The sequence below is a fragment of the Clostridioides sp. ES-S-0049-02 genome, assembly GCF_020658465.1.
Classification (GTDB): Bacteria; Bacillota; Clostridia; order Peptostreptococcales; family Peptostreptococcaceae; genus Clostridioides.
Genome location: NZ_JACVWG010000001.1, coordinates 130,958 through 145,799 on the forward strand (window position 1 = coordinate 130,958; position 14,842 = coordinate 145,799).

The following is a 14,842-nucleotide window of genomic DNA, read 5'->3' on the forward strand; positions in this document are numbered from 1 at the left end:
ATGTCTATGGAAAAAATAGTTAATGATATATTAAGAGAAGAAGTTTATTATGAAAAATTACAAAATGGCTTAGATGTATATTTTATGCCAAAGAGAGGCTTTACAAAAAAATATGCTATTTTAGCTACTAATTATGGTTCAAATGACTTAGAATTTATTCCAATAGGAGAAGATAAAAAGATTAGAGTAAATGAAGGAATTGCACATTTTTTAGAACATAAGATGTTTGAACAACCTGATGGAGGAGATGCTTTTGAAAAATTTTCTAAATTAGGTGTAAGTGCAAATGCATTTACTAACTTTACAATGACAGCATACTTATTTTCAGCTACGGAAAATTTTTATGAAAGTTTAGAGCACTTAATTGATTATGTTCAAACACCTTATTTTACAGATGAAAATGTTGAAAAGGAAAAAGGTATAATAGCACAAGAGATAAAAATGTACAATGATGATCCAGACTGGAATGTGTATTTTAATTGTCTAAAGGCTATGTATGTAAATTATCCTGCTAGAATTGATATAGCTGGTACAGTAGATAGTATATATAAGATAACTAAGGAAGAACTATATAAGTGTTACAATACTTTCTATAATCCAGGAAATATGGCTTTATTCGTTGTAGGTGATTTGGATGTAGAAAAGGTAATAGATGTAACTAAAAAAGCAAACAATTATGATGTGGATAAACTTTCTAAGAATATAGAAAGATTTTATCCTGAAGAACCAGCAAATGTAAAGGAAAAAGAAGTTATAGAAAAGTTTCCTATATCTATACCTATGTTTAACATAGGTTTTAAAGATAATAATGTAGGTGTAAAAGGAAAAGAACTTTTACGTAAAGAAATTGTAACTGATATACTTATAGGTATGTTATTTAAAAAGGGCAGTAAACTTTATGAAGATTTGTATATGCAAGGTCTAATAAATGAAAATTTTGGAGCTGGATTTTCATCTCAAGTAGACTATGCTTTTAGCGTAATTGCAGGAGATTCTAAGGAACCTAAAAAAGTAAAAGAGATAATTCTTGAATATATAGAAAGAGCTAAAAAAGAAGGATTATCTAAAGAGGAGTTTGAAAGAACTAAAAAGAAAAAAATTGGTTCATTTATTAAATGTTTTGATTCTATAAACTTTATAGGAAATAGTTTTATATCTTATATCTTTAAAGATATAAATATATTGGATTATTTAGATATTATTAAGGATGTTGCTTTTGAGGAAGTTGAAGAGAGATTAAAAGAACACTTTAAAGAAGAGTATTGCGTTATTTCTATTGTAGAACCTAAGTAGAACGTTTGAATATTACAAATAAGTAGCTAAAGGCCAAATAGTTAATTTTGATACTTGTTTTATTTAGGTAGTAAGTGATTTTGTTGAATATACTTATACAAATTAAGTTAGTAAAAATTAAATATTATTAATAAAAATTTGTAGAGAGATTGGTGTATAATATACACCAATTTCTTTGCTTGTAAATAATTTATGCATAATTTTGTTGAGACAGCATGTATAATATATTTTAAGTATTTGTAGAATCAACATCAATATGTTTTGTAGAATTAACATTAATATGTTATCATAATTTAGTATAATTACAATTAATTGTAAACATGGTGTATTGCTTTGGAAATATTTTAATTAAGATAAAGAGGTGGAGTTATGGATAGAGTCGCATTTACACTGTTTGGGATAGACATAATGTGGTATGGAATACTTATGGCTAGTGGCATGATTTTGGGAACTTTAATAGCAATAAAAGAGTCGAAAAGAGTTGGGCTTAAAGAAGATGATGTATTAAATATAGCTATCATAGCAATTCCTGTTGGATTAATATGTGCAAGAATATATTATGTTATATTTAATTGGAGTTATTATGCTCAAAATCTATTTCAAATACTTAATTTTAGAGGTGGCGGACTTGCTATACATGGAGGGTTAATAGGTGGAATCTTAGCTGGCTATATATACACTAAGTTTAAAAATATTAATTTCTTAAAAATGGCTGATACTGTCATACTTGGAATGCCTTTAGCACAAGCTATAGGAAGATGGGGGAACTTTATTAACGGAGAAGCTCATGGAGGTACAACTAATTTACCATGGGGAATAATGGTTGATGGAGTAAAGGTTCATCCAACTTTTCTATATGAGTCTATATGGGATTTTGGAATATTTATAGTTTTATTATTGTTTAGAAAAAATAAAAAATACGAAGGACAAGTTATAGTGACTTATATAACCCTTTATTCAATAGGAAGATTTTTTATAGAAGGACTAAGAACAGATAGTTTAATGTTAGGACCACTTAGAATGGCTCAAGTGATAAGTTTAGTTGGTGTTATTGGTGGTATAATAGCACATATTTATTTATCAAAGAGAAATAAAAGCAACAGTATTGAAGAATAATTTAAATAGTAAGTTTGAAGGAGGTAGTTATGGAATTTCATCATGTATCAGTTCTTTTAAATGAATGTATAGAAAATTTAAAGATAAAACCAGATGGAGTATATGTTGACTGTACTATGGGTGGTGCAGGACATTCCAAAGAAATAGTAAAAAAATTATCAGATAAAGGATTATTTATAGGGTTTGACCAAGATAAAAATGCTATAAATACAGCAAGAGAAAGATTAAGTGAATATGAAAGCAGAGTAAAATTTGTTCATAGCAATTTTGAAAATATAAAAGAAGAATTGGAAAAAATCGGAGTTTATAAGATAGATGGTGTATTAGCAGATTTAGGAGTTTCCTCTCATCAACTTGATGAAGCTGAGAGAGGATTTTCTTATATGCAAGATGCACCACTTGATATGAGGATGGATGTTAGGTGTGAATTTTCAGCATATGATGTTGTAAACACTTATGCAGAAGATGAGCTAGCTAAGATAATTAAAGATTATGGTGAAGATAACTGGGCTAAACGTATAGCTAAATTTATAGTTGAGGAAAGAGTGAACAAACCAATAGAAACTACAGGTGAATTGGTTGATATAATTAAAAAAGCTATTCCTAAAAAAGCTAGAATAGATGGGCCTCATCCAGCTAAAAGGACTTTTCAAGCTATACGAATAGAAGTAAATAATGAACTTGGAGTAATTACAAAAATGATAAATGATGCTTCTTCTATAATGAATGAAGATGGTAGAATTTGTATAATAACATTTCATTCGTTAGAAGATAGAATAGTAAAGAATGCATTTAAATATCTCGCATCAGATTGTATATGCCCACAGCATTTACCAATATGTCAATGTGATAAAGAATCTGAAGTAAAAATAATAACTAGAAAACCAATATTACCTAGTGCTGAAGAAATAGAAGTAAATCCACGTTCAAGAAGTGCTAAATTGAGAGTAGCGGAAAAAATATAATTTATATAGTTTGAGAGTAAGGACTAGCGATGTAATAAAATAATAAACTTCTTAATTATAGTTAAAACCTATTATAGTTTTTATTAGAATAGAAAACAACTATGATATAATCGACAATATAGAAAAATATTTTCTGTTATAATATAACTAAAGTAGATATTAGGAGTGGAGAAAAATAGAGAATAAGCATAAAAAATTATTAATAAAAATTTGTATTATATTGGGGGTATTTGGTATTTACTTTTTTATACCTCCTGTTAAAAAAATGGTAAATCAGATGATATTTTATCTGAGTATGTTAAATCTAGATGCAATTAAGGAGTACATATTATCATTTGGAGTTTGGGCACCGATAATATCATTTGCACTTATGATATTACAATCAATAGCTGCACCTCTTCCTGCATTTTTAATTACTTTTGCAAATGCAGCCTTATTTGGATGGGTAAATGGTGCTATACTGTCATGGATTAGTGCAATGGCAGGTGCTGCAATTTGTTTTGTAATTGGAAGATTTTTAGGTAGAGATGTAGTTGTAAAACTTACAAGCAAATTTGCACTAGAAAGTATAGATGGTTTTTTTGATAAGTATGGAAAACATACGATTTTAATTGCAAGATTGCTTCCTTTTATATCTTTTGACCTTGTGAGCTATGCAGCAGGTCTAACATCCATGAGTTTTATATCTTTCTTTATAGCTACTGGAGTAGGACAATTACCAGCAACCATTGTATATTCTTATGTTGGTGGTATGTTGACTGGTGGAGCTAAAGTCATGATGACAGGACTTTTAATATTATTTGCTTTAAGTGTATTGATTTATATGTTAAAGAAAATATATAGTGATAAAAATAAATAAAAATTAGTGTAAAATCTATAGGTTCGAATTCAAGAATTAGTGAATCTATAGATTTTTTGTTGTGTATAGAAAAAATTACAAATAGATTGTGTAACAGTGTATTAATTTAGCGATGAAATTTTAAAGGAAGAGATATGATTAATAACAAATATAGTATAGAGGAAAATCTAAAAATCTATATTATCGGGGTGATAATTTGAAAAAAAATTATAAAATACATAATCTAAATGAATATAAAAATAAAAAAAAGAATAATTATAAAAAGAGAATTAATAAAAAAATAGGGGCTAAATGTATTTTATTGATTACAACTTTCGTAGTAATAATATTGAATCTATGTGGTTATTCAAAAATTTCAGAAATGAAATATGATATTCATTATTTACAAAAAGATTTAAGAAAAAAAGAGATAGTACTAGAGGAACTAAAGGCAAAAGAAACTGAAAAAACATCAATAAAAGAAATTGAGTTAAAAGCAAAGGAATTGCTCAATATGGACTATCCAAAAGATGGACAAATAAAGTATATAAATGTGGATAACTAGGGGGAATAGGTTTGAGAAAAGTAAAAAGGATAAGCAAAAAAAGACTGGTACTTGTTCTTGTTTTAGCATGTGCACTGTTTTTTTGCCTTGTTATTAGGACTGGATACCTACAACTTATGAAAGGTAATTGGTTAAGTACAAAAGCATTAGAACAACAAACAAGAGATATACCTATAGAGCCTAAAAGAGGAACTATATATGATAGAAACATGAAAGAATTGGCAGTAAGTGTAACTAAATATACAGTTTGGTGCAAACCTGTAGAAGTTGAAGATAAAAAAGAAGCGGCTGAAAAAGTGGCTGAAATTTTGGACGAAGATTATAAAGATATTTATGCTTTAATAAGCAAAAAAAATATGGCTCTTGTAAAGGTCAAAAGATGGATAGATGATGATAAGGCAAGTAAAATAAGAGATGCTAAATTAGGTGGAATATGGGTAGCAGAAGACAATCAAAGATATTATCCTTATGGAAATTTTGCACCATATGTAATAGGTCATACTTCTTCAGATGCAACAGGGATATCTGGTATAGAAATGCAATATGATAAAAAATTAAAAGGAAAAGCTGGAAAATTAATAGTAAGTACTGATGCTTCAGGTAGAGAAATTCCACAAGGTATGGAAAAATATTATGAACCTGTTCAGGGGAATGGTCTTGTATTGTCTATAGATGAAGTAATCCAACATTATACTGAAAAAGCAGTACAAAAGGCTTATGAAATAAATAATGCAAAGAAAGTCACTGCAATAGCAATGAATCCTAAAACTGGCGATATACTTGCTCTAGCATCAAAACCAGATTATGACCCTAACGACTCAAGAACGCCAATATATCCATATTATCAAGAAGAACTTGAAAAATATAGCGATAAAGACAAAATAAAGGGTTATTATCAAATGTGGAGAAATCCAGCAGTAAGTGATACATATGAACCAGGTTCTACATTTAAACTTATTACATCTTCCAGTGCTCTTGAAGAAGGAGTAATAAAAGATGGTGAGAAATTCACATGTACAGGTAGTGTAACTGTAGGAGGAAGAAAGATTAAATGTTGGAGACACTATAGACCTCATGGAACACAAGAGTTTAAACAAGCAGTACAAAATTCTTGTAACCCTGTGTTTGTTGAATTAGGAAGTAGATTAGGTGTTGGTAAAATGTATGATTATATAGAATCTTTTGGTCTTATGAATAAGACAGGTATAGATTTACCAGGAGAAGCTAAAGGAATATTGTATAATGAAAAAAATGTAGGTCCAGTTGAGTTAGCTACAATATCATTTGGTCAATCAATATCAGTAACTCCAATACAACTTATAACAGCTATATCATCAATAGCAAATGGTGGAGATTTAATGCAACCAAGAGTAGTAAAATCTTATACTGATAACAAAGGTAATATAACTGAGACAGTAAAACCAAAAAAAGTAAGAAATGTTATATCTAAAGAAACATCTAAAAAAATGTTAGAGATTGCAGAGTCAGTTGTAACTGATGGTGGAGGGAAAATTGCATATATACCAGGATATAGACTAGGTGGGAAAACAGGTACAGCTCAAAAGGTTATAGATGGTAAATATGCTCAAGGAAAATATATATGTTCATTCGTGGGAATAGCACCTTGTGATGACCCACAAATTGTAGTTCTTGCTATTGTTGATGAGCCAACAGGAGTAAGTGCATTTGGTAGTACTACAGCAGGACCTATAGTAAAAGAAATAATGAATGATTCTCTAAAATATTTAGGGGTCAAACCAGTATATAAAGAAGAAGAAAAAGCTGAATATGAAAAGAAACAAGTCAAAGTACCAGATGTAAGAAATTTAAAAATTGGGGATGCAGTGAAAGCATTAGAAGATGCGAAGTTAAAACCAAATTTAGATACAGATATAGAAATTCCAAAGGATACAAAAGTAAAGGATGTTTTTCCAAAACCTGGAATAAAAGTTAATGAAGATTCAAGTATAACACTATATTTTGAAAACTAAAAAGTAACAGATAATTAACATATATCCATAAACATCTTCAAAAAAACAGAAATATAGTATATAATTATAAAGTTAAGAGTTATCGTAGGCAATGTATATGTAACGGTATACATTGCCTTTTGTTGCTAAGATAATATAGCTAATGTTTTATAAGGAGGAGTTTGAGAATGGAGTGCTTAACAATAAAGGAGTTAGTACTTGCAACTAATGGAAAGTTAATATATGGAGATTATAATGACTGTGTAAGTGATATAGTTATAGATAGCAGGGAAGCAAATGCACAAAATGCATTTGTAGCCATAGTTGGAGAAAATTTAGATGGGCATACCTTTATAAAGTCTGCATATGATAGTGGATGCAAAACTTTTATAAAAAATGAAAGTAATGGAATAAAATTAGAAAGTTCGGATATAAATTTAATAGAGGTAAAAGATACAACTTTGGCTCTAGGAAATATTTCCAGATATTATAAAGAAAAATTTGACATTCCATTTATAGGTGTTACAGGTAGTGTAGGAAAAACAACTACTAGAGATATGATATATGCAGCTATTTCTGCAAAATTAAACATCTTGAAAAATGAAAAGAACCTAAATAATCATTTTGGGGTTCCTTTGACTTTGTTTAATTTAAATAAAGAACATGAGTGTGCTGTAATAGAAATGGGAATGTCTGGATTTAATGAAATAAAGTATTTGGTGGACATAGTAAATCCTAAAATTGCAGTTATATCAAATATAGGATTGTCACACATAGAAAACCTAGGTTCACAGGAAGGGATTTTAAAGGCAAAGCTGGAGATTGCTTCAAATTTTGATGATACAAATACTTTGATTGTAAATGGCGATGATAAATTTTTATCTACATTAAAAGAAAAAGAGCATGTATATAAGTTAAAAACATTTGGATTTAAGAAAGATAATGACATTTATTGTGAAGATTATACTATGGAAGAAGATAGTTTGACATTTACGTGTGTCATAAATGGAAAAAAAGAGGAAATATTTATACCAACAATAGGAGAGCATAATATATATAATGCTATGTCGGCGATATTAGTTGGCATGAGTTTAAATATTTCTTTGGATTGTATAAAAACAGGTTTAAAAAACTTCAAAGGGACAAAAATGAGATTAGATATAATAAAAAATGAAAGATTAACAATAATTAATGACTCATATAATGCCAGTCCAGATTCTATGGAAGCAGCCTTGAAAATACTTGGTAGATATAAAGGTAGAAAAGTAGCAATACTTGGAGATATGCTTGAGATGGGTGAAATTTCAGAGTATGGTCATAGATTAGTTGGAAAATCATCTATGAATAATACTGATATCATAATAACTATAGGTGAAAACTCAGTGTTTATTGGAGACGAAGCAAAACGATTAGGATTCGATTCATCCAATATATATCACTTTAAAAATAGAGACGATGTATTTAATCGATTAGATGAATTAATAAAAACAGGAGACACTATTTTAGTGAAAGGCTCAAGAGGCATGAAATTAGAAAAAATAGTTGAATATCTAAATAAATAAGCTTAAACTAATGAGTTGATTGACAAGGGAGAGGAGTTTTATGATGTTAGGAATAACAGAGCTTACGTACACCGCATTGATTGCGTTTTTGATAGTAATTATAATAGGACCAATATTTATACCAATGCTTAGGAAATTTAAATTTGGTCAGACAGTTAGAGATGATGGACCTCAAACACATCTAGCTAAGAATGGAACACCTACTATGGGTGGAATTATAATGATTGTTGCAATTCTAATAACTGGACTTACAAGAGTAAAAGTTAGTCATGACATGGCAGTAGGTCTTATATGTATTGCTGGTTTTGGTTTTATTGGTTTTTTAGATGACTTTATAAAAATAAAGCTAAAAAGGTCACTTGGACTAAAAGCATATCAAAAAATAATCCTTCAAGTTGCATTATCTTTTTATGTTGCTTTTTATCAGTATACATCGTCATCAAGTGCTTCGCAACTTATGATACCATTTACAGATTTTGTAATAAATGTTGGAATACTATATATACCAATAATGATGTTTATAATAGTAGCAATAGTAAATGCTGTAAATTTAACTGATGGTCTAGATGGTCTAGCATCAGGAGTGACTTTAGTTGTTTCTGTATTTTTTATGTTGTTTGCAAGTTCAGTTGCAGGCAATACAGAAGTTGCAGTTTTAGCAGCAGCAACTGTTGGAGCATGTCTAGGCTTTTTAGGATTTAATTCATATCCAGCTAGAGTGTTTATGGGAGATACAGGTTCAATGGCATTAGGTGGTGCGGTTGTAGCATTTTCAGTTTTAACTAATTCAGTGCTTATAATACCTATAATTGGAGGCATTTATTTTGCAGAAGCTCTATCAGTTTTAATTCAAGTTGGATATTTTAAAGTAACTAGAAAGAGATTCTTTAAGATGGCTCCAATACACCATCATTTTGAACAATGTGGTTGGCCAGAAACAAGAGTTGTATTTGTTTTTTGGATTATTACAGTTGTTTTAGCTTGGATAAGTATAATAGCAGTATTTTAGGCCTAGGGGGAATAAAAAATGGACTTAAATGGAAAAAAAGTTTTATTAGTAGGGCTTGCAAAAACTGGTATATCTACAATTAAACATTTAGATAAATTAGGAGCAAGTATAATTGTAAATGATATTAAAGATGAAAATAAATTAAAAAACATACTTGATGAATTAAAATCTATAAATGACATAGAATACATATTAGGATGCCATCCAGAGGCTGTAGACGATGTAGATATGGTTGTAGTATCTCCAGGAGTACCATTAGACTTGCCATTTATTTTGAAGCTAAAAAATTCAGGCAAGTATATAATTGGTGAGGTAGAATTAGCTTTTAAATTGTCAAATAATCCAACTTTTATAGGGATTACAGGTACAAATGGTAAGACAACTACAACTAGCTTAGTAGGAGAAATTTTTTCAAGTGCCAAAAAAGATACATATGTAGTTGGTAATATAGGGAATCCTGTAATAGATACTATAGAAACTTCAAATGAAGAATCTATACTTGTAACTGAACTGAGTAGTTTCCAACTTGAAAGTGTGGATGAATTTAGACCTAAAGTAAGTGCAATATTAAATATTACAGAAGATCATTTAAATAGACATCATACTATGGAAAAGTACATAGAAGCTAAATCAAAAATATTTATGAATCAAAATGATGAAGATTTTTGTATATTAAATTATGATGATGAAATAGTGAGAGACCTAGCTGATAAATGTAATGCCAAAGTAATTTACTTTTCAAGAACTCATAGAGTAAATGGAGGAGTATATTTAGAAAATAATGACATAATAATAGATATAGAGGATAAGATTAAGTTTCTAAATAAAGATGATGTAAGTTTGCCTGGAGGCCATAATTTAGAAAATTGTATGGCAGCAATAGCAATAGCATATGTTTGTAAAGTAGATTTAGAAGTAATAAAAGATGTATTGATGACATTTAAAGGAGTTGAACACAGACAAGAGTTTGTAAGAAACTTAGATAATGTAATATATGTAAATGACTCAAAGGGAACTAATCCAGATTCTACTATAAAAGCTGTACAGTCTTATAATAGACCAATAGTGCTTATAGCAGGAGGAATGGATAAGGGAAGCAACTTTGATGAACTTCTTGAAATTGCAAAATCATATGTTAAATCATTAATCTTATTAGGAGAAACTGCACCAAAGATAGAAAATTGTGCTAAAAATAAAGGATTTAATGACATACATATAGTAAAAGATATGGAGGAAGCAGTTAAGACTTCTCATGAGATTTCAAAAAATGGAGATATAGTGCTTCTTTCACCAGCTTGTGCAAGTTGGGATATGTATGAAAGTTTTGAAGTAAGAGGAAAAGACTTCAAAGATAATGTAAACAATTTAAAATAATCTCTTACCTCTAAACTTACTTAGATGGAAGAATGGAGGTAGATTAGTTGGATGCCTAAAGAAAATTTGAAAAAACAAATTGACATAAGGATGAAGACTGAATTTGATGGAGTAGTATTTTATACTACTATGCTTTTAGTATTTGTAGGAATAGTTATGGTGTTTAGTGCAAGTTTTATACAATCTTCATTTAAACACAATGATGCATACTATTTTCTAAAGAAAAATGTAATATATGCTATACTAGGATTTATAGTTATGATTATTACATCTAGAATAGACTATAATTTTTGGAAGAAAAATGCTACAGCAATTGGAGCTATAGCAGTAGTATTATTATTGTTGGTTTTAACTCCTTTGGGAATAGAAGCAAACGGAGCAAAAAGATGGTTAGGGATAGGTGCTTTAACATTTCAGCCTGCAGAAATTGCAAAGTTTGCTACAATAATATTAACTGCAAAATTGATTGAGAAAAATTATGATAAAATAAAATCTTTGACAAAAGGTGTTGTACCACTTCTCGTAGTTCCAGGAATATTTTTTGCGTTGATAATACTTCAACCAAATTTGTCAACAGCAGGTACTGTAATTCTAGTTACATTTGTAATGATATTTGTTGCTGGAATGGATATGAAAATTGTATTTGCTATGATAGGAAGTGGGGCTGCTTTATTTGCTGCATTAGTAATTGCTGAACCGTATAGACTTAGTCGTGTTACATCTTTTTTAGACCCATTTCAAGACCCACTTGGTAAGGGGTATCAGGTAATACAAGGTTTATATGCATTAGGTTCAGGAGGACTGTTTGGTTTAGGCTTAGGAAAGAGTAAGCAAAAGTATTTTTATATACCAGAGCCACAAAATGACTTTATATTTGCTATAATAGGAGAAGAGTTAGGATTAATTGGTTGTATAATAGTTATAATGCTATTTGTAGCCTTAGTCTACAGATGTGTAAGAATAGCTTTGAAGACTTCTAATGTATTTGCTTGTATGGTTGTCATAGGTATAGGGGCACAAATTGGAATACAAGCAGCTTTAAATATAGCAGTTGCAACATCATCAATGCCAGCTACAGGTGTAGCACTACCATTTATAAGTTATGGAGGTACCTCACTCACCATCTTTATGGGGGCTGTAGGTATAGTGTTGAACATCTCAAAGCATGTCAAAATTAATTAACAGGAGATGATGATTTGATGAAAGTTTTATTATCAGGCGGTGGAACTGGAGGACACGTATATCCAGCTATAGCTATTGCTAACAAAATAAGAGATGAACATCCAGACGCCGAGATAATGTTTGTTGGGACGGAAAAAGGAATAGAATCAGAAATAGTTCCTAAGTATGGATTTGAATTGAAAACTGTAACAGTACAAGGATTTAAGAGAAAAATAGACTTCGATAATGTAAAAAGAGTTTTTAAGCTTTTTAAAGGATTGGAACAATCAAGAAAAATTGTTAAAAAATTTAAGCCAGATGTAGTCATAGGAACTGGTGGATATGTCAGTGGACCTGTTTTATTTAATGCGTCTATGGGAAAAATACCAGCTATAATACATGAGCAAAATTCTTTTCCTGGGGTAACTAATAAGATTTTATCTAAAACAGTTACAAAGGTACTTACAAGTTTTGAAGATTCACATAAAAGATTCCCTGAGGCAGCAGAAGAAAAATTAGTTTTTACAGGAAATCCAGTTAGAAAAGAAATTTTGTTATCAAGAAAAAATATCGCAAGAAAAAATTTAGGAATAAGTGAAGAGAAAAAAATGGTACTTTGCTACGGTGGTAGTGGAGGTTCAAGAAAAATAAATGATGCAATGAGACTTGTCATTAAAAATATGGTAAATGAAGATATAGCTTTTATATTTGCAACAGGAAAAAGCTATTATGAAGAATTTATGGAAAGTATCAGTAATATAAATCTTAAACCATACCAAAAAGTAGTACCTTATTTAGAAGATATGGCAAATGCACTTGCAGCAAGTGATTTAGTTATAGGTAGTGCAGGAGCAATTTCATTAGCTGAAATAACAGCTCTTGGCAAACCTTCTATAATAATACCTAAAGCATATACTGCTGAAAATCATCAAGAGTACAATGCTAAGAGTATAGAGAAGCAAGGGGCAGGGGTTGCAATCTTGGAAAAAAACTTAACTCCAGAAAGCCTGAATACAGCCGTATTTAAACTTTTAGGAGATAGAGAACTTCTAGTTGATATGGCAAATGCAAGTAAAACTATAGGTAGACCTGAGGCTATAGACCTTATATATGATGAGATAATAAAGGTATATAACTCAACACAAAAATCAACAGCTAAGAAACCAAAAAAAGAAAAAGCTATTGAGGAAGTAAAGAAAGAAGCAGCTCCAAGTATAGAAGGTCAGGCTAAAGTAATAGGAATAAAGAAACGATAAATAAATATTTACCCCTAATTTATAATATATTAGATTTTCTAAATTATTCTAAATTAGGGGTTTATTTATGTGTATATAAGTTTTAAGTTATAAAATACATATAGTATTTTATATTTATTTTGATGAAATATCAATTTAATCCTCTTTTTTAATGTTTTATTAGATTGTTTTGTAAGAAAATGAGAAAATTTGACTTTAAATATTATATTTTTTTTGTAGGGAATATAAACTCGAAAGGTGTATTTATTAACCAAAGGGGTTGATTGTATTTGAAGAGGAGAAAGAAGCTAAATACGAATAATGTTATGATAGTTTTAGTTTTTATACTTATGCTATCTTTTGGGATATGTATTATTGTAGGGAGTGATTTATTTGATGTAAATAGGATAGATGTGATTGGAAATAAAAGAGTCACCAAGTCAAATATAATGAAATCGTTAAATGTAAGTTCACATGAAAATATATTTGCATACAATTTTAAAGACATGAAAAGTAAGCTTATGAAAAATCCGTATATAGAAGATGTAGAAATAAAAAGGAAACTTCCAAATAAGATAATTATAAGCTTAAAAGAAAAAGAAATTTTTGCGGTATTAAAGGATGAAGATAACTATTGTTATATAGATAAAAAAGGGAACTTATTAGAGGAATTAAAAGGCACTAATGAAAGTAAAAATGATTTGATAGTGGAAGTAGATTATAGTATTAATGATACAAAATCAATAAAATTTAAAAATTATAAAACTAAAGAGAGTGTATTTAAGACTTTAAATTATTTAAAAGAAGAAGGTATTTATAGAAAAATAAATTATGTAAACTTTAAAAAAGAAGGGAATGTAGATATGCTTACGAGAAGCAATATAAAAATCTTACTTTCTAATGATGATAACTTAGATTATAATATATCTAGGGTAAATAAAATTTTGATTGACCTGCAAAATAAAAATACCAATGGTGGGACTATAAATCTAAATTATGGAAAGCTAGCTGTATATAGTCCAGAAGGATAGACAATTGTAAGGAAGTGATATTTTGAAAAAAAGGTTTATAAATAAGAGTATAATTATAGGAAGTATTGTATTGGGAGTTCTCGTTAGTTTACAACTAAAAATTATTAATATAGAAAATAGAGGAATGACGACTTTTAAGAGAGGCGAGCAACTTACAGAAGAACTTAAATCTCTAAAAAAAGAAAAAGAAAATCTTCAATCAGAAATTAATAGTGTAAAAAAAGATATAGAGACATATAGAGGTAAAAGTGAAAAAGGAGAGCAAGATATACTTAAATCAGAAATAGAAAAATATGAAACTTTAGCTGGATATACAGATGTAGAAGGAAAAGGTATTGAAGTTGAAATAAATTCTACAAAAACTTTAGGAAGCTTTGATAAAAATGATAGTATACTATATAATTATGATTTATTACTGTCAATGATAAATAAATTAAATTCAGCACAAGCAAGTGCCATATCTATAAATAATCAAAGAGTAGTTTCAAATACATATATGTATTTGAAAGAAGATAAACTTTATATGAATGACACTGTTATAAAGGAGCCAATTACAATAAAGGCAATTGGTGATTCTGATACATTAGCTTCTGCGCTCAATATAAAGTATGGTATTGTCTGGGAAATAGAAACGTATTATAATGCAAAGGTAAAAGTAATTAAAGAAGATAATGTAAAAATAAATGGACATGGTGATACAGATAAAGTAGAGAGGAAATAATA

13 protein-coding genes are annotated in these 14,842 nt (G+C 29.2%); all 13 read left to right on the forward strand.

What is annotated here, in order from left to right:
* Positions 1-6: 6 nt before the first annotated feature.
* The 13 genes from yfmH to IC213_RS00765 all read left to right on the forward strand — a co-directional run bounded on the left by yfmH (position 7) and on the right by IC213_RS00765 (position 14,840).
* Entirely contained in the window at positions 7-1,293 is a 1,287-nt protein-coding gene (yfmH, locus tag IC213_RS00705) for an EF-P 5-aminopentanol modification-associated protein YfmH (protein ID WP_227482905.1), read from the forward strand.
* A gap of 369 nt (positions 1,294-1,662) precedes the next feature.
* Positions 1,663-2,409, forward strand: coding sequence for a prolipoprotein diacylglyceryl transferase (gene lgt, locus IC213_RS00710; RefSeq protein WP_227432405.1), 747 nt, complete (start codon positions 1,663-1,665; stop codon positions 2,407-2,409).
* Between the two features lie 29 nt (positions 2,410-2,438).
* The gene (gene rsmH, locus IC213_RS00715) at positions 2,439-3,374 is read left to right on the forward strand and encodes a 16S rRNA (cytosine(1402)-N(4))-methyltransferase RsmH (RefSeq protein ID WP_227432406.1); all 936 of its coding nucleotides are present in this window, start codon (positions 2,439-2,441) and stop codon (positions 3,372-3,374) included.
* 295 nt (positions 3,375-3,669) lie between these two features.
* Entirely contained in the window at positions 3,670-4,233 is a 564-nt protein-coding gene (locus IC213_RS00720) for a TVP38/TMEM64 family protein (RefSeq protein WP_413926658.1), read from the forward strand.
* 196 nt (positions 4,234-4,429) lie between these two features.
* The gene (locus IC213_RS00725) at positions 4,430-4,777 is read left to right on the forward strand and encodes a hypothetical protein (RefSeq protein WP_227432407.1); all 348 of its coding nucleotides are present in this window, start codon (positions 4,430-4,432) and stop codon (positions 4,775-4,777) included.
* A gap of 11 nt (positions 4,778-4,788) precedes the next feature.
* The gene (locus tag IC213_RS00730) at positions 4,789-6,768 is read left to right on the forward strand and encodes a stage V sporulation protein D (RefSeq protein WP_227432408.1); all 1,980 of its coding nucleotides are present in this window, start codon (positions 4,789-4,791) and stop codon (positions 6,766-6,768) included.
* Positions 6,769-6,935: 167 nt separating this feature from the next.
* Complete coding sequence (locus tag IC213_RS00735; RefSeq protein WP_227432409.1) at positions 6,936-8,309, forward strand: UDP-N-acetylmuramoyl-tripeptide--D-alanyl-D-alanine ligase; 1,374 nt, start codon at positions 6,936-6,938, stop codon at positions 8,307-8,309.
* Positions 8,310-8,349: 40 nt separating this feature from the next.
* Complete coding sequence (mraY, locus tag IC213_RS00740; protein WP_227432410.1) at positions 8,350-9,318, forward strand: phospho-N-acetylmuramoyl-pentapeptide-transferase; 969 nt, start codon at positions 8,350-8,352, stop codon at positions 9,316-9,318.
* A gap of 18 nt (positions 9,319-9,336) precedes the next feature.
* Complete coding sequence (gene murD / locus IC213_RS00745; protein ID WP_227845591.1) at positions 9,337-10,692, forward strand: UDP-N-acetylmuramoyl-L-alanine--D-glutamate ligase; 1,356 nt, start codon at positions 9,337-9,339, stop codon at positions 10,690-10,692.
* A 51-nt stretch (positions 10,693-10,743) separates the two neighbouring features.
* Positions 10,744-11,874 carry a stage V sporulation protein E gene (gene spoVE / locus IC213_RS00750; protein ID WP_227432412.1) on the forward strand — a complete coding sequence of 377 codons (1,131 nt, stop codon included), beginning with the start codon at positions 10,744-10,746 and terminating at the stop codon, positions 11,872-11,874.
* A gap of 17 nt (positions 11,875-11,891) precedes the next feature.
* A complete protein-coding gene (gene murG, locus IC213_RS00755; protein WP_227830792.1) occupies positions 11,892-13,109 on the forward strand; it encodes an undecaprenyldiphospho-muramoylpentapeptide beta-N-acetylglucosaminyltransferase in 1,218 nt (405 codons plus the stop codon).
* Between the two features lie 269 nt (positions 13,110-13,378).
* On the forward strand, positions 13,379-14,119 hold the full coding sequence (locus IC213_RS00760; RefSeq protein WP_227432414.1) for a cell division protein FtsQ/DivIB: 741 nt from the start codon (positions 13,379-13,381) through the stop codon (positions 14,117-14,119).
* A 22-nt stretch (positions 14,120-14,141) separates the two neighbouring features.
* On the forward strand, positions 14,142-14,840 hold the full coding sequence (locus IC213_RS00765) for a DUF881 domain-containing protein (RefSeq protein WP_227432415.1): 699 nt from the start codon (positions 14,142-14,144) through the stop codon (positions 14,838-14,840).
* The last annotated feature ends 2 nt before the right edge of the window (positions 14,841-14,842 follow it).